The 20,027-nt window shown below is 68.8% G+C and carries 12 protein-coding genes; 8 read left to right on the plus strand and 4 right to left on the minus strand.

The genetic code is table 11. From position 1 onward, the window contains the following. The first annotated feature begins 4 nt into the window (after nt 1–4). Both J7500_RS07365 and J7500_RS07370 read left to right on the plus strand, forming a co-directional pair. Nucleotides 5–1,120, plus strand: coding sequence for a glycoside hydrolase family 88 protein (locus tag J7500_RS07365; protein ID WP_294061004.1), 1,116 nt, complete (start codon nt 5–7; stop codon nt 1,118–1,120). 155 nt (nt 1,121–1,275) lie between these two features. After that, on the plus strand, nt 1,276–3,627 hold the full coding sequence (locus J7500_RS07370; protein WP_294061005.1) for a glycosyl hydrolase 115 family protein: 2,352 nt from the start codon (nt 1,276–1,278) through the stop codon (nt 3,625–3,627). Between the two features lie 137 nt (nt 3,628–3,764). On the opposite strand, the gene J7500_RS07375 is transcribed toward J7500_RS07370, so the two are convergent. Next, nucleotides 3,765–6,131, minus strand: coding sequence for a glycoside hydrolase family 2 TIM barrel-domain containing protein (locus tag J7500_RS07375; RefSeq protein WP_294061006.1), 2,367 nt, complete (start codon nt 6,129–6,131; stop codon nt 3,765–3,767). After that, nucleotides 6,128–7,441, minus strand: a complete 1,314-nt coding sequence (locus J7500_RS07380; RefSeq protein ID WP_294061007.1) for an oligogalacturonate lyase family protein — start codon at nt 7,439–7,441, stop codon at nt 6,128–6,130. Before J7500_RS07380 ends, J7500_RS07375 begins: the two co-directional genes overlap by 4 nt. A gap of 104 nt (nt 7,442–7,545) precedes the next feature. On the opposite strand from J7500_RS07380, the gene J7500_RS07385 reads away from it, so the two are divergent. Genes J7500_RS07385 through J7500_RS07400 form a run of 4 tightly spaced genes read left to right on the plus strand, consistent with a single transcriptional unit; the run spans nt 7,546 to nt 14,421 of the window. Further along, nucleotides 7,546–9,180 (plus strand): MFS transporter, encoded by a 1,635-nt coding sequence (locus J7500_RS07385; protein WP_294061009.1) that lies wholly within the window; start codon nt 7,546–7,548, stop codon nt 9,178–9,180. Then, nucleotides 9,180–10,151: a glycoside hydrolase family 43 gene (locus J7500_RS07390; RefSeq protein WP_294061010.1), complete on the plus strand. Its 972-nt coding sequence runs from the start codon at nt 9,180–9,182 to the stop codon at nt 10,149–10,151. Before J7500_RS07385 ends, J7500_RS07390 begins: the two co-directional genes overlap by 1 nt. Before the next feature lie 18 nt (nt 10,152–10,169). After that, nucleotides 10,170–13,070 carry a beta-galactosidase GalA gene (gene galA / locus J7500_RS07395; protein ID WP_294061011.1) on the plus strand — a complete coding sequence of 967 codons (2,901 nt, stop codon included), beginning with the start codon at nt 10,170–10,172 and terminating at the stop codon, nt 13,068–13,070. A 55-nt stretch (nt 13,071–13,125) separates the two neighbouring features. Continuing rightward, nucleotides 13,126–14,421: a sugar MFS transporter gene (locus J7500_RS07400; protein ID WP_294061125.1), complete on the plus strand. Its 1,296-nt coding sequence runs from the start codon at nt 13,126–13,128 to the stop codon at nt 14,419–14,421. A gap of 3 nt (nt 14,422–14,424) precedes the next feature. Here J7500_RS07400 and J7500_RS07405 read toward each other — a convergent pair whose 3' ends face one another. Both J7500_RS07405 and J7500_RS07410 read right to left on the minus strand, forming a co-directional pair. Further along, nucleotides 14,425–17,127 carry a Tat pathway signal sequence domain protein gene (locus J7500_RS07405; protein ID WP_294061013.1) on the minus strand — a complete coding sequence of 901 codons (2,703 nt, stop codon included), beginning with the start codon at nt 17,125–17,127 and terminating at the stop codon, nt 14,425–14,427. 14 nt (nt 17,128–17,141) lie between these two features. Further along, a complete protein-coding gene (locus J7500_RS07410; protein ID WP_294061015.1) occupies nt 17,142–17,798 on the minus strand; it encodes a DUF6250 domain-containing protein in 657 nt (218 codons plus the stop codon). Between the two features lie 134 nt (nt 17,799–17,932). Between J7500_RS07410 and J7500_RS07415 the strand changes: the two genes are divergently transcribed. Together J7500_RS07415 and J7500_RS07420 are read left to right on the plus strand one after the other, a co-directional pair. After that, the gene (locus tag J7500_RS07415) at nt 17,933–19,297 is read left to right on the plus strand and encodes a glycoside hydrolase family 88 protein (protein ID WP_294061016.1); all 1,365 of its coding nucleotides are present in this window, start codon (nt 17,933–17,935) and stop codon (nt 19,295–19,297) included. Nucleotides 19,298–19,367: 70 nt separating this feature from the next. Further along, nucleotides 19,368–19,979 carry an invasion associated locus B family protein gene (locus tag J7500_RS07420; protein ID WP_294061017.1) on the plus strand — a complete coding sequence of 204 codons (612 nt, stop codon included), beginning with the start codon at nt 19,368–19,370 and terminating at the stop codon, nt 19,977–19,979. The last annotated feature ends 48 nt before the right edge of the window (nt 19,980–20,027 follow it).

The raw sequence follows: 20,027 nt of genomic DNA on the forward strand, positions 1-20,027 counted from the left end.
GACCTTGGCCGCCCTCACCCACGACGTGCCCCGCAGCGAGATCACTTCGAAGATCGACCTGCTCATGGACAATCTCGTCAACATCAAGGACGAGACCGGCGAGTTCCTCCTCCATCTCGAGGACGGCCGCATCATCGACACCAAGGGCTGGGCCGGCTGGGAATGGACCCACGGCGTCGGGCTGTTCGGCATGTGGCGCTATTACGAGCAGACCGGCGACGACAAGGCGCTGCACATCATCAAGCAGTGGTTCGAGGATCGCTTCGCCGAGGGCACGCCGACCAAGAACATCAACACCGTCGCGCCGTTCATCACGCTTGCCTATCTCTACGAGCAGGAGCCGGACCCGCGCTACATCCCCTATCTCGACACCTGGTGCGAGTGGCTGATGGCCCCCGACGGCCTGCCCAAGACCGAGGAAGGCGGCTTCCAGCACATCGTCTACAATGACGAGAATCCCGGCGAGCTGTGGGACGACACCCTCATGATGTCGGTGCTGCCGCTCGCCAAGATCGGGCTGCTGTTGGGCCGCCCGCATTATGTCGAGGAGGCCAAGCGCCAGTTCCTCGTCCACATCAAGTATCTGTTCGACAAGAAGACCGGCCTCTGGTTCCACGGCTGGGACTTCAACGGCCGGCACAATTTCGCCGAGGCTTTGTGGGCGCGCGGCAATTGCTGGGTGACGATCGCGATCCCCGAGATCATCGAGATCCTCGACCTGCCGCAGGGCGATGCCTTCCGCACCTTCCTGATCGACACGCTCGCCGCGCAGGTGAAGACGCTCGCCGAGACGCAGGACCCTGAGACCGGGCTGTGGCACACGCTGATCGTCGATCCGACCTCGTACCTCGAGGCTTCGGCCACCGCGGGCTTCGCCTATGGCATCCTCAAAGCGGTGCGGAAGGGCTACCTCCCGCGCCATTACGAGCAGGTCGGAATCAAGGCAGTGAAGGGCGTTCTCGCCAACATCGACGAGACCGGCGAGCTCCAGCAGGTCAGCTTCGGCACCGCGATGGGCGACACGCTCCAGTTCTACAAGGACATCCGCCTGACCTCGATGCCCTATGGCCAGAGCCTCGCGATCTGCGCGCTCGGCGAGTTCCTGCGGACGTACATCTGATGCTGCGGGCGGCGCTGCTCCTCGGGCTCGCCGCCCTCTTGCTGGCGCCGGCTACCGCCTTTCCCCGTCATCCCCGCGAAGGCGGGGACCCAGAGCCCCGAGCGAATTCCTCCACAACTCTGGGTCCCCGCCTTCGCGGGGATGACGGAGGTTGGGTGGCCGACTGGATCGATACCAGTCCCTCTGCCTCTGGCCTCTCGCTCGCCGGGGCCAGCGTCGTCACCGCACCCGACGACCATCCGGTGGTCGGTATCGCCGCTGCGGACCTGCGCCGCGATCTCCAGACGGTCACCGACAAAACGAGCGGCGGAGACCCCATCTGGGCCGGCACGCTGGGCAAGAACCCCGCGATCGACCGCCTCGTGGCGTCGGGCAAGCTCGACGCCCGCAAGCTGAAGGGCGCGTGGGAAAGCTTCGTCATCGCCACGATCGAGCGGCCCACGCCGGGGGTGCCGCGCGCGCTGGTGATCGCCGGCAGCGACCGACGCGGCACCGCCTATGGCATCTACGAGCTCAGCCGCGCGATCGGCGTTTCGCCCTGGCATTGGTGGGCCGACGTCACGCCGCTCCGGCACCCCGCGCTCCACGTCCGCCCCGGCACGCACCGCTTCGGCCCGCCCTCGGTCAAATATCGCGGGATCTTCATCAACGACGAGGATTGGGGGCTCACCCCCTGGTCGGCCACCGTGTTCGAGGGCGGACGCGGCATGGGCCCCAAGACCTATGCCAAGGTGTTCGAGCTGCTGCTCCGGCTCAAGGCCAACACGCTGTGGCCGGCGATGCACAAGATCAGCCCGGCCTTCAACGCAGACCCCGAAAATGCCCGGCTGGCGGACCGCTACGCCATCGTCATGGGCTCCTCGCACGCCGAGCCGATGCTGCGGAACAATGTCGGCGAATGGACCGCCGACCCGCACGACTATGATTACGGCAAGAACCCGGAGGGCGTGCGCGCCTATTGGGAGGAACGTGCGCGCACCAACGGTAAGTACGAGAGCATCTGGACGCTCGGCATGCGCGGCATCCACGACAGCGGGATGCAGGGCGCCGGCGACATGCCGACGCGCAAGCGCTTCCTCGAGCGCATCTTCGCCGACCAGCGCGCGATGCTGGCGCGGCATATGTCGCCGCAGGTCGAGCGCGTGCCGCAGGTGTTCACGCCTTACAAGGAAGTGCTCGACATCTACCGCGCCGGGCTCGCCGTTCCGGATGACGTCACGCTCATGTGGCCCGACGACAATTTCGGCTACATCCGCCGCTTCCCCACGCCCGAGGAACGCAAGCGCGGCGGCGGCTCGGGCATCTATTACCACCTCTCCTATCTCGGCGCGCCGCTATCCTATCTGTGGCTTTCCACCACGCCGCCCGCGCTGGTGGGCGAGGAGATGGGTCGCGCCTGGGACCTGGGCGCGCGGCGAATGTGGATCGCCAATGTCGGCGACATCAAGCCCGCCGAGCTCGACATCGACTATTTCCTGTCGCTCGCCTGGGACGTGCCCGGCATCCGCGCGCTGGGCGTCGAGGGCTTCACGCGGCGCTGGGCCGCGGAGAATGTCGACGCCGCGCAGGCGGACGCGATCGCTGCGGTGCTCGCTGAACACCACCGGCTCAATTTCATCCGCCGGCCCGAGCATCTCCAATGGTGGCTGCCGGGGCAGAAGGCAAAGCAGAGCCCCTGGTCGATCGCCGAAGCCGACGCCCGGCTGGCCGAATTCGACCGCAACCTCGCTCGCCTCCGCGCGATCGCCGGACAGGTCCCGCAGGAACGCCGCGACGCCTTCTTCGAGCTGCTCGGCTATCCGGTCGAGGCTGCGGCCGAGGCCAATCGCCGCTTCTTCGCCGCCGAGGCGCACGACAAGCTGCGCGACGCCGATCTCCCCCGCGCACTCGCCCGCGGCGCCGAAGCCCGCGGCGCCGACGCGCGGATCGCGACGCTCACGCGCGACTATGACGCACTCGCGGGCGGCAAGTGGCGCGGCTTCATCGCCGTCGAGCCCGCCGACGGCCAGTGGAAGAGCTTCCGCCTGACACCGCCGATCCTCCCCGCCCCCGCGGCCACCCCGCCGGTCACCCCCGTCCTGACCGAGCCCGTCGCCGCGCCCGACGTGCTGCTCGACCTCGGCAAGGTCACGGGCAATTGGCGCAGGGTCACCGGCCTCGGCCGCAACGGCTTCGCGCTGGGTTCGCGCATCGACCGCCCGGTCGCCGGCGCGGCGACGCTCCCCCTGCCCGCCGGCAAGTGGCGTGCGATCGCCGACCTGATTCCCACCTATGCCGATTCCGACGGCGCGCCGCTGCGGCTCACGCTCGGCATCGACGGCAAGGCGTATCCGCTCTCGATTCCCCGCGAGACCGGCGACGCCGCCTGGGCACAAGCCGTGCTGGACAACCGGGTGTCGGCCGAGGTCCCTGCGACGCTAGCGGCAGGAACCCACCGCATCGAGCTGCGCGCGGAAACCGGCGGCGTGCTGGTCGAGGCGGTGCGCTTCGAGCCCGTCGCTCCCTAGCCTGACCGTCACCCCGGCCTTGTGCCGGGGCCCACCGGGACGCAAGTCATGGACAAGAGGCTCGAGCTTCTCCGGGGGCGCGCGGTGGGCCCCGGCACAAGGCCGGGGTGACGAAGGTAGCGTCAGGCCTTCCCCGTCTACCGCGCCACCACCGTCGCCGTGCCCGCCTTGAGCCCCGGCGCCGTCGCCCGCACGCGCACGGTGCCCGCCCCGCTCCCGCGCAGCATTACCAGCGCATGGCCGCCGTACACGGGCCGCTCGGGCTCACCGAACATGGTGTGTTCGGTCGGCGAGCCATTGTCATAGGCGGCGAGCTTCGCCGGCCCCTCGATCGCTATGCGGACGCGATCGGCGGCGCTGGGCACCACCACGCCCTTGGCGTCCACCACTTCGACCCGGACGAAGCCGAGATCGTCGAAGCCGCTGCCCATCGCGGGGGCCTCCGGGATCAGCCGGATCGCCGCCGGGGCACCCGCGGTACGCAGCTCGTCGCTGGCCAAGACCTTGCCCGCGGCATCCCGCGCCACCGCGCGGATCATGCCGGGCTCGAACGGCACGTCCCACCGCCGCGCACTATCGTCCGCGGGCCGCGGCTTGCTGCCCAGCGAGCGCCCGTTGAGCAGCAGCTCGACGCTGGCGGCGTTGCTGTAGACCTCGACTTTCTCGTCATGCGGCGCGCGGTTCTCGGGCGACCAGTCGCGCAGCGCGCCGGGGCCCTTCGGCTGGGGCATCGCCACCCCGACCATCGTCGGCAGCGCGCTGGTATCGACCTGCTCGTTGATCCGCCGCGCGATCTTGACCACCGGCGTCTCGGCCCACCAGCTCGCCCGCTCCCAGCCGATCGGCTTGACGAAATCGGTGCGGTCGACGAGCCCCGACGGATTGCCGATCACCGGCCACCCGGCGCGATCCGCCTCGCCGAGATAATCTACCCCGGTCCACAGGAACATGCCCGCATAGGCCGGATCGTCGCGGACGATCAGCCAGCTGTCGCGGTTCTTGCTGTTCTCGGTGCCGAGGATCTTGCGGGACGGCTTGTCGGCATGCGCCTTGGCCAGCTCCTTCTCGCGGTAATTCTGCCCGACCACGTCGAGCATGTCCGCCAGCCCGTTCTGGTAATCGCCGGTGGTGTTCGGCCGGAACAGGGCCATCGTCACGGGCCGTGTCGGATCCTCGGCGTGGAAGATCTTGGTCAGCCGCTCGATGATCGACTTGGCGACGAGCGGGTAGGGCGTGTCGTGGATCTCGTTGCCGATCGACCAGATCACCACGCTCGGATGATTGCGGTCGCGCCGGGCGAAGTCGCGCGCGTCGATCGACGACCAGTCGGTGAAGAACAGGTGATAGTCGTAGGGGTTCTTGGCGACCGTCCATTGATCGAACGCCTCGTCCATCACGATCAGGCCGAGCCGGTCGCACAGGTCGAGGAATTCGGGCGAGAAGGGATGATGCGCGGTGCGCACGGCGTTGACGCCAAGCTTCATCAGCCCGCGCAGCCGCCGCTCATACATCGCCAGCGGCACGGCCATGCCGAACGCGCCGCCATCGGCGTGGATCGCGACGCCCTTCAGCTTGATGTTGCGCCCGTTGAGCCAGAAGCCGCTCGCCGCCTCGAAGCGCGCGTCGCGAATGCCGAAGCGCTCGGTCTGGCGGTCGAGCACGGTGCCATCGGCGCCGGTGAGCGTCACTTCGGCGGTGTAGAGCGCCGGATCGCGCGGGTCCCAGAGCCGCGGGTTGACTACATGGAGGTCCGCCCGCAGTTCGGTCGTGTGCGTGCCGTCGAGCGCCGCCTCGCTGCCTTCGCCGCGTGCCACCACGCTGCCGTCGGGCGCGCGGATGACCACGGCGAGCTTGCCGCGGCCGGTGGCATCGGCCGCGTTGCGCACGCTGGCGACGATCGCGACTTCGGCGCCTGCGCGGCGGCTGGTCAGCGACGACCGGACCGCCACGCCCCAAGGCTCGAAATATTGATTGCCGCTGATCGCCAGCCGGGCATGGCGATAGATGCCACCGCCGGCATACCAGCGCGACGCCGGCTGCGCCGAAGTGTCGGCGCGCACCGCCAGCACATTGTCGCCCTCGGCCTTGAGGAACGGCGTCAGCTCGTAGCGCACGCTCGAATAGCCGTACGGCCGGTACCCGACATGCTGGCCGTTGATCCACACCCCGCCGCGATCCATCACCCCGTCGAGCTCGACGAACACGCGGCGCCCGCGCGCGTTCTCGGGCAGGCGGAAATGCTTGCGGTACCAGGCGACGCCAGTCGGCAGCCAGCCGCCCGATCCGGTCGCGCGCGCCTTCTCGTCGAATGGCCCGGCGATCGCCCAGTCGTGCGGCACGTCGACCTGCTTCCAGCCGCTGTCGTCGAGCCCCGGCGCCATCGCGTCGACCTGGTCGCCGACCAGCAGCCGCCAGTCCTTGTCGATCGACACGCGTTCGGTCGGCTGGGCCAGCGCCGGGAGCGCCCAGCAGGCGAGCGCGAGCGCCGCGGCGGCGCGGATCACTTGCCCGCTGCCCTGGCCAGTTCGACCGCGTAGATGTGGTTCTCACCCTCGAAGTTCGCGCGGAAGACGATCCACTTGCCGTCGGGCGTGAAGGTCATGTTGGGCTCGAGCCGATAGTCCTGCTTGCGCATGTCGACCAGCTTCTCGGCGTCGAAGCTGCCCGGCGCGATCAGGTTCTCCGCACCCGGCGCATGGATGCCTGCGACATCCGGGATGTCCTTGGGGTGGAACAGGTAGAGGTACTTCCCGTCGGGCGCGTGCGCGACCATCTCGCTGTCGCCGCCATCCCCCGAGAACAGCTTGAGGTCCGGCGACTGGTTATAGTGCACCGACCATTGGTTGCGCTCGACATTGTACCAGCGGCGCTTGCCCGTCGTCAGGTCGTAGCCGGCGAGCCAGAACACCTGTCCGCGCGGGGTCTGGAGGTCGTACCAGATCGTCTTGCCGTCGGGCGAGAAGAACTCGTGCCCCGCGATCTCCATGTTCATCGTGCGGCTGTGGATCAGCTTCTTTCCGGTCCCGTCGGCACGGATCGTCCAGATCCGGTCGACCTTGTGCCACGGCCCCTCGTGGCAATACATGATCTGCTGCGGGTCGGTCGGCGAGAACTGGATATGGTTGAGCCAGTCGGTCGAGGCGGTCACCACCTTGCGCGTGCCGGTCTTCACGTCGATCGTGAAGATCTCCATCGGAATCTTCGCCTCGAGCCGCTCGTTGAGCCGCACTTCCTTGGCGTCGGCGTAGGTCATCGGGCGGCCGTCGGGCCAGTTGGCGGCATATTGCGCCTGGCCGAACTTTGCATTGTCGGCGGGCTTGGCCCCCGGCTGGAGCGGCTTGTCGGTCTCCGCCCATTGGCCGAGCAGCAGCGTCTCGTCGGCATTGATCGAGCCGATGAAGCCTTCCTTGATCTCGGCGATGCGGCGCGACTTGCCGGTGTCGATATCGGCGGCGAAGATCGTCCAGGGCGCGCCCTCGCCCGCGCGCGTCTGGTAATAGGCCGTCCGCGTCTTGCGGCCGGTGAACAGCAGCACCAGCCCCTTGCCCTTGATCAGCGGCTTGACGTCCCACGTCTTGAGGTCGACCACCGAGATGCCGTCGGGGACCGAGATGACCATCTTGTCGCCCTGCGGCGTGTAGCTGTTCTGGTGGAAATAGAGGCTGGCCGAGCCGGGCTCGCGGCTGATCCGCACCACCTTGTGCCCGGTCAGCGGGTCGATCCACTCGGCCGCCGGCTCGGCACAAGCCGCCCCGGCGAACGCCAGCAACGCCGCAGTCGCAACTCCTTGGCAAAACGCGCGTGCCAGCCGCATCCTCTCTCTCCCGCCGACTTGATGTCGTTCCACATATCATGATAGCGGTTCAAAATATGGAGTAAAGAACAGGCCGAAGGCCTGTCGCCCCCGAGAGGAACCTTATGGCCGCCAGCGCCGCCGCGCCTGCCACCACCACGCATCGTGAGCCGCGCTGGTACAATTATTGGGGCTGGGGCTCCGGCGACATGCTGGGGGCCGGCGCGCAGGCCGTCGTCACCGGCTGGCTGCTCTATTTCTTCACCACCTTCTGCAACCTGTCGGCCGCGGAGGCGGGGCTGATCCTCGGCCTGCCCCGGCTGCTCGAGGCAATCACCTGCCCGCTGATCGGCTATGTGTCGGACAATCTGCGGCACACCTGGATCGGGCGGCGCATCGGGCGGCGCAAGGTCTTCCTGATCGCCACGATACCGCTGCTCCCCAGCTTCGCGCTGATCTTCGTCGCGGGCCAGACCTTCACTTATTATCTGCTGACCTTCATCTTCTTCGAGTTCGTCTACACGATGTTCCTCATCCCGTGGGAGACGCTCCCTGCGGAGATGACCAACGACTATCGCAAGAAGGCGCGGTTCGCCGGCGCGCGGATGATCGTCGCGCAGAGCTCCGCCATCCTCGCATCCTATCTGCCGACGCTGATCATCGCCACGCTGGGCGGCAAGGACTCGCCCAGCACCTTCCTGATCATGGGCGCGATCTTCGGCGCGATCTTCAGCCTGGTCGTGCTGCTGGTGACGATCTTCACCTGGGAACGCCCCTATACCGAAGCCGAAATGGAGATCTGCCCGGCGCCGCTCGACCTCAGGACCGCGCTGCTGATTCCGGTCGCGATGTTCCGCGATCTGTTCTCGACGCTGCGCATCCGCGCCTTCCGCCAGCATCTGTCGATCTATCTCGGCGGCTATATCTCGCAGGACATCTTCAACACCGCCTTCCCGATCTTCGTCGTCACGGTGATGATGGGCGCGACGCTGATCATCTCGCAGCTGCTGACGACCATGTACGTGGCGCAGCTCATCTCGGTGATGATCGCGATCAACATCGTGATCCGCACGGGGCCCGTCATCGCCTATCGCATCGCGATCAGCTTCTTCGGCGCCGGGCTGCTGCTGTTCCTCGCCTTCTATTTTCTCAGGCCGGCGGCCTTTGCCGCGGACTTGGGCGCGCTCCAGGGCAATATGCTTTCGGCGCTCAATCCCGCGTCCGCCAGTTTCAGTCCGGCGCTGATCTTCTGGCTGTTCGTGCCGATCCTGCTCGCCGGGCTCGGCCGCGGCACGCTCAATTTCGTGCCCTGGTCGATCTACAACTACCTGCCCGACGTCGACGAGGCCGTCACGGCCCAGCGGCGCGAGGGCATCTTTGCCGGAGTCATGACGCTGGTGCGCAAGCTCGCGCAGTCCGCGGCGATCATCTTGACGGGCTGGATCATCGACCTCGGCGGCTATGTCTCGCCCAAGGGAGGGCCCGCCGGCGCGGTGCAACAGACGCCGGAGGCGATCGCCACCATCACCTGGCTGCTCATCCTCGGCCCGATCCTGGTCATGCTCGCCGGCCTGATCGCTTCGTGGCGCTTCCGCCTCAACGCCCAGACGCACGACGTGCTGATGGCCGAGATCGATCATTTGCGCGCCGGAGGTACTGAGCCGACTTCGCCCGAAGCGCGCAGGGTCGTCGAGGACCTGTCGGGATGGAAGTACGACCAGCTCTGGGGCAACAACCCGGTGACCGGAGCCGCCCGCTGATGCTGCTCGCCGCGCTGGCGCTGCTCGCCCAGCCGGCCGTCGCCGATCCGGTCGCGCCGGTGCCGCTGTTCCGCGACCCGGTGCACGACGGCGCGGCGGACCCGTCGATCGTCCATGATCCGCAGCGCGGCGAATGGGTGATGTTCTACACCAATCGCCGCGCCGACCTGAAGCTGGCCGACCCCAGGGACGTCCGCTGGGTCCATGGCACCGCCATCGGCGTCGCGCGGTCCGGGGACGGCGCGCACTGGCGCTACTCGGGCACGGCCGCGATCCCCGAAAGCTGCACCGGCGCGACGCTCTGGGCGCCCGAGGTGCAACGCTTCGGCGACACCTGGCACATGTGGATCACCGTGGTGCCGGGCGTCTTCGCCGATTGGAACGCCCCGCGCTTCCTCGTCCACCTCACCAGCAGGGACCTCGAGCGCTGGGATTGCGGCGAGCGGCTCGATCTCGGATCGGACCGCGTCATCGACGCCAGCGTCGCCGCGCTCCCCGGCGGCGGCTATCGGCTCTGGTTCAACGACGAGCGGGCGAACAAGGCGATCAAATACGCCGACAGCCCCGACCTAAAGCGCTGGACCGTCCGCGGCGCCGTCACCGACACGCCGGGCGAAGGCCCCAAGGCGTTCCGCTGGCGCGGACGCTGGTGGCTGATCAGCGACGCGTGGAAAGGCCTGCTCGTCCAGCGATCGGACGACGGCGAACATTGGGCCGCGCAGCCCGGCCATCTGCTCGGCGAGCCCGGCACGCGCCCCACTGATCGCGCCAAGGCGCAGCATCCCGACGTGATCGTCTCGGGCGAGCGCGCATGGCTCGTCTACTTCGTCCACCAGTCGGGCGAGTCCGAGGCAGCCAAGGACCCGGCCTGGGGGCGGCGCAGCGTGCTCCAGATCGCCGAGCTGCACGAAGAGGACGGGCTGATCTCGGTCGACCGCACGGCACCTGTCGCGCTACGACTGCACAAATAGAAGCGAAGGGGGAGGAAGATGGACCGTCGGGCGTTTCTCGCGACAACGGCGCTGACCGGCGCGATCCCGGCCTTGGCGGGTCGTGCCGAGGCGGCACCTGCCTATGACGGCTCGGACCTGCCGATGCCCCCGCCGCGCGATACGCTCGGCACGGCCTATCCTCCGCAGGAGCCCGGACGGCTGTCGCTCGACAAGGGCTGGCGCTTCCACTTGGGCGACATTCCCATGCCCGAGATCAAGGGCCACCAGGCGAGCTACGAGAACGCCAAGGCCGGCGCCTCGCACGGCGCCGCCGCGATGAGTTTCGACGACAGCGACTGGCGCGAAGTCGACCTGCCGCACGACTGGGCGATCGAGGCGCCGGTCGATCCCGATGCCAACCTCGCCCAGGGCTACCGCCGCCGCGGCGTCGGCTGGTACCGCCGCACGATCCGGCTCGATCCGGCGCTCCAGGGCAAGTTCCTCGAGATCGACTTCGGCGCGATCGCCACCCAGGCGACGATCTGGGTCAACGGCACGATCGTCGACCGCAACTGGAGCGGCTACAACGGTGTCCATGTCGACCTGACGCCCTTCGCGCGCTTCGGCGACGAGCTCAACACCATCGCCATCCGAGTCGACGCCGATCCGATGGAGGGCTGGTGGTACGAAGGCGCGGGCATCTATCGCCACGTCTGGCTGGCGATCCGCGAGCCGGTGCACATCGTCACCGACGGCGTACATTGCGATCCGCGGCGCGCGGCTGATGGCAGCTGGACGGTGCCGGTCGAAGTCACCCTCAACAACATCGCGACCGAAAATCGCAACGTAATCGTCAAAACCGCGCTCGCCCGGCCGGAGGGCACGCGCGTCGTCGAGGAGAGCGCCGCGGTGGAAATCCGCCCGCTCGTCCCCGCCACCGCGCGCATGACGCTGTCGGTCCCCGATCCGCAGCTCTGGTCTCCCGATTCCCCGACGCTCTACCCGCTGTTCGTCCGGGTGTTCGACGGCGACAGGCTGCTCGACGAACGCCGCATCGACATCGGCTTCCGCTGGTTCCGTTTCGACGGCAAGACCGGCTTCCACCTCAACGGCCAGCCGCTCAAGATCAAGGGCACCTGCAACCACCAGGACCATGCCGGCGTCGGCACCGCCATCCCCGATGCGCTGTGGGACTGGCGCGTGCGGCGGCTCAAGGCGCTGGGCTCCAACGCGATCCGCATGTCGCACAACGCGCCGCCGGTCGAACTGCTCGACGCCTGCGACCGCCACGGCCTGCTGGTGATGGACGAGAACCGCCAGTTCAATCCCAGCCCCGATTACATGGAGCAGCTGACCTGGATGGTGCGGCGCGACCGCAACCGCCCGTCGGTCATCCTGTGGTCGGTGTTCAACGAAGAGCCGATGCAGGGCTCGCCCCAGGGCTATGAGATGGTCCGCCGCATGGCCGCGGCGGTGAAGGCGCTCGACGAGAGCCGCCCGGTCACCGCGGCGATGAACAACGGCATGTTCTCGCCGTCGAACGTCAGCCACGCCGTCGACGTGGTCGGCTTCAACTACCAGATCCCCCAGTACGACAAATATCACGCGGCCTTCCCCGACAAGCCGCTCACCAGCTCGGAAGACACCAGCGCCTTCTCGACCCGCGGCGAATGGGCGACCGACAAGAGCCGCAACATCATGACCAGCTACGACGACGAGGGCGCGCCCTGGGGCGCCACCCACGGCGACGCGTGGCGCGCGATCGCCGAACGGCCGTTCCTCGCCGGCGGGTTCGTCTGGACCGGCTTCGACTATCATGGCGAGCCGACGCCGTTCGAATGGCCGTCGACGTCCAGCTTCTTCGGCATCATGGACATCTGCGGCTTCCCCAAGCTCGCCTTCCACCAGCACCGCGCGCAATGGATCGACGACGCACCGGTGCTCGCGCTCCAGCCGCACTGGAACTGGGCGGGCAAGGAATGCCAGCCGATCCGCGTGGTGGCGCTCACCAATGCCGAGCGCGTGGTGCTGCTGCTGAATGGGAAGAAGGTCGGCGAGAGCGCGGTCGACCGGCTCCGGCAACCCGAATTTCAGGTGCCCTATGCGCCGGGCAAGCTCGAGGCGATCGCCTATCGCGGCGGGCGCGAAGTGGCGCGGGCGCAGGTCGAGACGACCGGGCCGGCGGTGGCGCTGCGGCTCACCCCCGATCGCCGCGTGATGCGGGGTGACGGCGAGGATGCGCAGCCCGTCACGTTGGACGCCGTCGACTCGAAGGGACGCCACGTTCCCACCGTCAACCTGCCCGCCAGCTTCGCAATCGAAGGCGGCGAGATCATCGGCCTCGGCAACGGCAACCCCAACGACCACGACCCCGAAAAGGGCAATGCCCGGAAACTGTTCAACGGGCTGGCGCAGGTGATCGTCCGCGCCGCGCCCGGACGCGGCAAGCTGCGGCTGCGCGCGACGGCGCCGGGGCTCAAGCCCGCCGCGCTGTCGGTCGACCGCGTCGCCGCCGAGCCTCGCGCGGCGGTCGCCAACACCCGGCCCGAGATGCTGCTGAGCTTCTGGGAACGCGCACCCTTCACCGCGGCGCGTCCGGATCCCAATGCACCGATCGCCGCCGGCGACCGCTATGCCACGATGCGCGGCCAGTCGGGCAGGCTCGAGGGGCCGTCCGATGCCGGCCGCTGGAACGCCTATCGGATGACCTTCACGCCCCAGGCGCGCGTGCGCCAGCGCGGCGGCGCCCTGGTCTTCACCGAGCTGGTCGGCAGCGCGGAGGTCTGGCTCGACGGCCGCAAGGTCGCCGAGAAGCGCGATCCCGCCCCCGCGCCGCTCGAAGTGCCACTGCCCGCCGGGAACGCCGAACGCACGCTCGTGGTGCTCGTCGAGGCCGAGCCGGGCAAGGCATCGGGCTTCGGCAAGCTCGTCGCCGTGCGGGAGGTGACGGCGCGATGATTTTCGGGCAGCGGTGGCGCGACCAGGGAGAGGACAAGACGTGGCGCTGACACCCATATCCACCGACGACGCGCTCGCCGTGGCGGCCCCCCGACCGGGCGCCGACTATCGCCCCGCGCTCGCGCTGCTCGCCACCCTCTTCTTCATGTGGGGGTTCATCACCGTCATCAACAACACGCTCCTCCCGCACCTGAAGAGCGTGTTCGAGCTCAACTATCTCCAGACGACGCTGATCGAATCGACCTGGTTCGTCGGCTATCTCGTCGCCTCGATCCCCGCGGCCAAGCTGATCGAGCGGATCGGCTATCAGAAGGCGCTGTCCGTCGGCCTCGCGGTGATGACCGCGGGCTCGCTGGGCATGATCCTCGCGGCGGCGCTGCCCTCCTATGGCGTGACGCTCGCGTCGCTCTTCACAGTCTCGTGCGGGATCGCGCTGCTCCAGGTCGCGGCGAACCCCTATGTCGCGGTGATCGGCCCGCCCAACACGGCCGAAGCGCGGCTGACGCTGGTCCAGGCGTTCAACACCACCGGCGATGTCCTCGCGATCGTCTTCGGCCGCTATCTGATCCTCGCGCGCACCACTGCCGGCACTTCGGCCGAGGGCACGCAGCTCACGCACGCCCAGCGCATGGCCGACGCGCAGGCGACGCAGCTTCCCTATCTGATCGTCGCGATCGTGCTGTTGGTGCTGACGGTGGTGATCGCGCGCGCCAAGCTGCCCGCGCTCGGCGCCGCCACGCGCCGCGCCGCCGCCGAGGAGCGCAAGCATCTGTCGCTGTGGCGCCACCGCAACCTGGTGCTCGGCTGCGTCGCCATCTTCCTCTACGTGCTCGCCGAGATCGGCGTGGGCAATCTGTTCATCAACTTCGCCTCCCAGAAGGACGTCGCCAACATCACGCACGAGGAGGCTGCCTTCTACCTTACCTTCGTGTGGGGCGGGATGATGGTGGGCCGCTTCGCCGGCGCCTGGATCATGCGCTATTTCGCGCCCGAGAAGGTGCTCGCGATCTTCGCGCTGGGCGCGCTCGTCTCCGCACTCGCCGCCACCTTCGTCTCCGGCCCCGCCGCAATGTACGCGCTGATCTTCGTCGGCCTCTTCCACTCGATCATGTTCCCCACGATCTTCGCCCTCGCGATCCGCGGGCTGGGGCCGCTGACCGAAGAGGGATCGGGCCTGCTGATCATGTCGATCGCGGGCGGTGCGCTGGTGTTCATCCAGGGACAGATCGCCGACGTCTTCGGCCTGCAATGGGCCTTCATCGTCACGGCGATCTGCGAGCTCTATGTGCTCTATTACGCGATCTGGGGCGCGAGGGTGCCGGTCGCCTTCACACAGCAGCCGACGGGCTAAGCACTATTCTTCGCCACCCCGGCGCCGGCGCGCCGGGGGCCGGGCGACGCTGTCGAGCGCCTCGGGGATGAGCGCCAGGTTCTGGATCGCGGCGAGCCCCCATTGCGCCGTGGCATTGGTCGACACGCCGGGCCATTCGACTCCGCCGCCGGGCAGCGGCACGCGCGGATCGCCGTCGGCCATCGCCAGGCCCGCGTCGCCCGAATAGAATTCCTCCGCCGCGCGTCGGGCCAGTGCCTCGTCCTTGTCGTGATAGGCGGCGAAGGCCGTCAGCCGCGAATGCCCCTGCCTCAGGTTGCGCGGGCCGAAGGGTTCGCCCCATTTGGCGACGAACTCCTCGCGCGGCGCATTGTACCAGCGGCAATAGTCGAGCCAGGCAGCACGGTAGCGCGGCACGTCGAGCAGGCTCAGCAGCTCCGAATTGACTTCGACTGCGCCGAACACTGCATTCAGATGCGACATCTCGCGGCGGGGTCCCGGATCGAGGAAACGCCCGCTCGCCAGGTCATAGGGCGCGCTGCCGGTGAGCCAGCCGTTCGGCAGGCGCCCGATGCTGTCCATCCCGGCGACGATGCGGTCGCGCCACTTCTTGTCGCCCGTGCGCTCCCATTCGGTGAGCCATGCCCCGGCGAGCACTGCCCAGGTGGTGCCGAAAGTCATCTCGATCACGCCCGCGGGCAGCGGCTTGTGCTCGTTGCTCGGCACCTTGCGGCCGATCTCGACCGTGCGCAGTGCCTCGTGCGAATTCACCAGCGCGCGCAGCAGGTCGCCCGCGCGCTCGTCGGCGGTGAGGTAATAGAAGATTCGCCGATAGGCGGCGTTGCTCACGCGTGGCTGCTTCGAGCTGTCGCTGAAATGCTGGACGCCGTGGCGCGTACCGAGCCCGGCGAAGCGGCCCATGTGATAGACGTCGACTTCGCCCGTGTGCCGGGTCATCGCCTCTGCGAAGCGGAAGGTCTTGCCGTCGCCCGAGCGCAGCGCTGCGTACCAGAGCCATAGGTCAGTCGAGAGCTCGCTGTTGTCCCATGCGAAGCCGCCGATGTCGTAGCGCCACTGGTGCCGGTCGGCGTCGTAGGTGTGCATCACGTCGCCGTGGTTCCAGAAACCGTACCAGCTGCGCCGATCGACTTCGCCCGCGTAGAAATCGACCAGGTTGGCGAGCTGGTCCTCGATCGCGGCGCGCTTGGGCGTCGAGCGGTCGGGCAGGCCCCAGTCGCCGAACACGCCCGCGGCGTGGACGCGCGCGGGATCGACCATCAGCTGCGGCGGCGTTGCGCTCGCCTGCGCCAGCGCCTGGAGCCGGGGCGTCTCGGGTGTGGCGTCGAACGCCCAGAGCGTCAGCTCGCTGGTCCGCGCGATGCCGGTCGCGCTGTCCCAGCCGGGCTCATAATCCTCATAGGTGATGTCGAGGCCCTGGTTCTGGGCGTCATAGCCCTCCATCCCCATCGTGTCGTGATAGGGGCGAAGGTCCATCGGCTTGGCGTCGGGCGACCAGAGCCACGCGGTCAGCGTCGCCTTGTCGGAAGCGGCACCGCGGATGTCGAGCTGGGTCGGGTGGCGCTGCCAGAAATAGCGCATCCCGATCGCGCCGCCGCCCTGTGGCGATCCGACATAGGCGAGGCCCGGCGCCCGCCGCCCCTCGCCCGCGTCGATCCAGGCCTGCCCCTCGTGCGTGCGCTTGGCGAGGGTGAAGCCATTGGCGGAAAGCTGCGCCAGACTGAAGTCCGACCAGGCAGCAATGCGCTCGAGCAATTGCCCCACCGGCGCGCGCATCTCGGCAATCGGCCCGACCGCGCGGCCGGCGATCTGTGCGTCCCGCACTGCCTTGCCGGGATCGCGCCTGAGCCCGGTGAGCGGGCGCACCGCCTCGACGAACATCGCGTCCTCGCCGGTGGCGAGGCGGATGTGCCGGTCGTGCAACTCGCCGCGCATCGGCACGCCCAGCGCGATGCCGAGACCGGAGACATAAAGCTCCGCCGGGTTGAGGTCATAGACGAAGCTGTGGACCAGCCGCAGCCCTTCCGACCCCGCATAGGCATAGAGGCGGATGCTGAAGGGCAGCACCGCACGCGTGCCGGCCAGGTGCCAGCCCTCGACGCGCACTACCGCGCGGACGGGGCCGCGCTGCTCGACCACCACGCGATCGATGCGGCAGCCGAGCGGCTGGCGCTCGCCGTCGGGCCCGCCGGCGCGCACTTCGCCGACCAGCGTGGCGTTCTCGACCAGCACCCGGTCGCCGCTCGTCGCGCGGCGCACCAGCGCGGCGCCGCTGCGGCCGATCTCCCAGCTGCGCGCACCCGAGCGGATCACCACGGCGTCGGGTCGCTCCTCGACCGACACCGGGCTCTGCGGCGCCGCCTCGCGACCGGGAGCCACCACCAGCGGTCCGGTCCTGCCCGCATCGGCAGGGATCGCATGCGCGGTCCATTTGATCGAGCCGTCGGGCCACCAGGCCATCGGCCAGCTCTGCGAAGGCACCGCCGCATCGCCTGCGCGCACGGCCAGCCGCTGGCGCTTCGGCAGCGCCCCCTTGGGCCAGGCCACGCCGAAGGTCTGGCCGTCGTGAGCGGCCGGGGCGGCGCCGTCGATCCAGCGGATGGGCGCTTCGTTCAGCCGGGGTGCGGCTTCGGCAGGACGCAGGGTAATCGGGCCCGCCGCCGCGGTCAGCAGCGTGCCTTGCATCAGCGTCCGCCGAGTGAAGCGCATGGGTCTGGTCCTCTTCAGGGTCGGCCGATGCGCACGTCGCGCACCCGCAAATGGCTCTTGGTGGTCCGCAGCGCGAACCAGCCGCGCGTGTAGGGTTCGGCGTCATCGAGCGCGAAGATCCGCCGTCCATCGCGCTCCACGGCAATGCGACGGCCGTCGGCGATCAGCCGGATGCGCGTCCAGCGATTGGGCACCAACATATTCTCCGCGCCCTTCAGGTCGTGCTCGGGAAGCAGCGGACGGTTGCCGGGCTGGCCGATATAGCGGCGGAAGCGCGTCGTCGTGTTCCGGTTGCCGCCGATGCCGACGTAATAGGTTTTTAGGTCGTCATATTGCGCGAAGGCGCCCGAGCGCGGGCGGGCGAACACCGATCCCTTCGACGCGGCGGGGTCGGTCGCCATCCAGAAGGCATTGAGGTCGCTCACCTGGTCGTTGGGACCGCCTTCGGACACGGCCATTGCCTCGAACTCGATCGCGACGGGGCCGGACAGCGGCTTGGCGTACCAGAGCGACAGGCCCGCGGGCGTGTCGATGTCGACCACGCCGCCGGTGAACGACACATGCGAGGGCTGCTCGGCCTCGACACGCCATGCGTCTGACGCGGGCCGGACCGCTCCGGCAGCGCAGCCGGACAGGGCAAAGGCAGCGACCACGACCCGAAGCAACGCCATTCCCCTCCCTCTCGCGGTGGTCCGGATATCGGCCCCGCGTTGCCGCACGATATCAGCAATTGAAGCGGGTTCGCAATATATGTAGCATCATGCCACAATATGGAACTAGCCGTCGTGCGGCAGGGGGAGAGGACATGACACGCACGCTTGCCTGGGCGCTTGCCGCCCTGCCGATCGCCACCGCGTTACCTGCCGCGGCCCAACCCGCCACGTTCCCGACCACCAGCTTCGAGCGTCCGCAGCTCCCGCCGCGGCCCGACACGCGCTTCGATCCGGCAGCTCTTCCCGATCCGCCGCGCGTGCTGGCGCTGCTCGACTATACCGCGCTCGCCCAGATCGACGCGCTCGCCACCCAGCCGCTCAGGCTCCGCAACAACGCGATCCGCGAGCCGAGTGCCAATTGGGTCGCCGCCGCCTTCTACACCGGCGCGGCCCGGCTCGCGCGCAGCTCGAAGCGGCCGGAGATCCTCGCCTTTCTCCGCGCGGTGGCCGACCATTACAACTACGGCTTCCGCGGCACGACGCCGCGCGCGATGATCAATGCCGACGACCAGGCGATCGGCGAACTCTATCTCGAGCTCCATGCCCGCATCGGCCAGCCGGGAATGCTCCTGCCGCTCAGGCAGCGGATGGACTACACCTTGCCCTCGCTGACGAAGGAGCCCGCGCCCGCGCAGCTCACCTGGTGGTGGTGCGACGCGCTCTACATGGCCCCGCCGGTGCTCGCGCGCCTCTCGGCGGTGACAGGCGACCCGGCCTATCTCCGCGCAATGGATGTGCAGTGGTGGCGCACTTACGATCGGCTGTGGGATCCCGCGGAAAAGCTTTATTTCCGCGACGAGCGCTTCGTCACGCGCCGCTCGGCGACCGGCAAGAAGATCTTCTGGTCGCGCGGGATGGGCTGGGTCGCGGGCGGCTATGCGCGCGTGCTCGAATCGATGCCCGCGGACTTCCCCTCGCGCCCGCGCTATATCGAGGCCTTCCGCACGATGATGACGCGGCTGCTCCCGCTCCAGCGCGATGACGGCATGTGGAGCGCCAGCCTGCTCGATCCCGAAGCGCTGCCTGGGCCCGAGGCGTCAGGATCGGCTTTCATCACCTATGCCATGGCCTGGGGCATCAACCACGGCATCCTCGATCGCAAGACCTTCCTCCCGCACGTGCTGCGCGGCTGGGCCGGGCTGACCAATGTGGTCCAGCCGAACGGGCTGCTCGGCCATGTCCAGCGCACCGGCGACCAGCCCGTCCCCACTGCGCCCGGCGATACCGGGCTCTACGGCACCGGCGCGCTGATTCTCGCCGGGCTCGAAGTCGCACGGCTGGGCGCCGCGCCCACGCCGCTGCCGCTCGCCGAGCCGACACGCGATCTGGCCGAGCCCGACCGGCCGCCGCTCCCGCCGCTCGCCGCCGACGCCACGCCCGAGCAGCGCCGCTGGTACGAGGAGCGGCAGGCGATGCGCGACCTCGCCTATGATCCCGCCGCGGTACCCGCTCCCTGATCGACCGCCGGCCATTGCGGGTATAGAATACCGACCCTAGGCTGGCGCCTGCGAATTTGGGGAGGTTCGAATGGAAATGATCGCGGCGATGCTCATGGCAGGAGCAAGCTGGATGGGGCTGGACGCGAAGCAGGGCCGACCTGCGCAGCCCGCGCCTGCGCCGGCCCCCGCGGCAGCGGCCTCGGGTGCAGCTTGGCAGCTCGTCTGCCCTCCCGCGCCGACGCCCTCTCCCACGCCTGCCCCCGCGCAGGCCTGCAGCCTGGTGCAAAATCTGGTCGCGGGCGAGCAGAAGCAGCGGCTGCTGACCGTGGTGCTCCAGCGCACAGCGCAGTCAGGGCACAATATGACGATCGCGCTGCCGCACGGCGTCTATTTTCCCGCTGGCGTCAGCCTGCAGGTCGATGACGGTGCGCAGAAGCCGCTGGCGGTACAGACCAGCGATCAGAACGGCGCCTATACCGGCACAGCCATCGACGCGACGCTGCTCGCGGCGATGCGCGCGGGCAAGACGTTCAAGATCGGCTTCACCGCGGGCAACGGACAGCGGATCATCGTGCCGGTGACGCTGCAGGATTTCCCCGCCGGCCTGACCGCACTGGACAAGACCCCGCTGCCGCCCGCGCCGCCGGCGGCTCCGGCTGCGCCGTCGACTGCACCCACGCCCCCCGCACCCAAGCGCTGAGTCCATCCTTTCGCGTAGCGCCGCGCGCCCGACCTCGGTGCCGGGCGA

This window comes from Sphingomonas sp. (genome assembly GCF_017744835.1).
Lineage (GTDB): Bacteria > Pseudomonadota > Alphaproteobacteria > Sphingomonadales > Sphingomonadaceae > Sphingomonas.

Excerpts from the sequence above, each read along its gene's own strand:
- J7500_RS07380 (WP_294061007.1), bottom strand. The coding sequence starts at position 7,441 with ATGCGGCTGGCACGCGCGTTTTGCCAAGGAGTTGCGACTGCGGCGTTG.
- J7500_RS07385 (WP_294061009.1), top strand. The coding sequence starts at position 7,546 with ATGGCCGCCAGCGCCGCCGCGCCTGCCACCACCACGCATCGTGAGCCG.
- J7500_RS07390 (WP_294061010.1), top strand. The coding sequence starts at position 9,180 with ATGCTGCTCGCCGCGCTGGCGCTGCTCGCCCAGCCGGCCGTCGCCGAT.
- galA (WP_294061011.1), top strand. The coding sequence starts at position 10,170 with ATGGACCGTCGGGCGTTTCTCGCGACAACGGCGCTGACCGGCGCGATC.
- J7500_RS07405 (WP_294061013.1), bottom strand. The coding sequence starts at position 17,127 with ATGCGCTTCACTCGGCGGACGCTGATGCAAGGCACGCTGCTGACCGCG.
- J7500_RS07410 (WP_294061015.1), bottom strand. The coding sequence starts at position 17,798 with ATGGCGTTGCTTCGGGTCGTGGTCGCTGCCTTTGCCCTGTCCGGCTGC.
- J7500_RS07415 (WP_294061016.1), top strand. The coding sequence starts at position 17,933 with ATGACACGCACGCTTGCCTGGGCGCTTGCCGCCCTGCCGATCGCCACC.
- J7500_RS07420 (WP_294061017.1), top strand. The coding sequence starts at position 19,368 with ATGGAAATGATCGCGGCGATGCTCATGGCAGGAGCAAGCTGGATGGGG.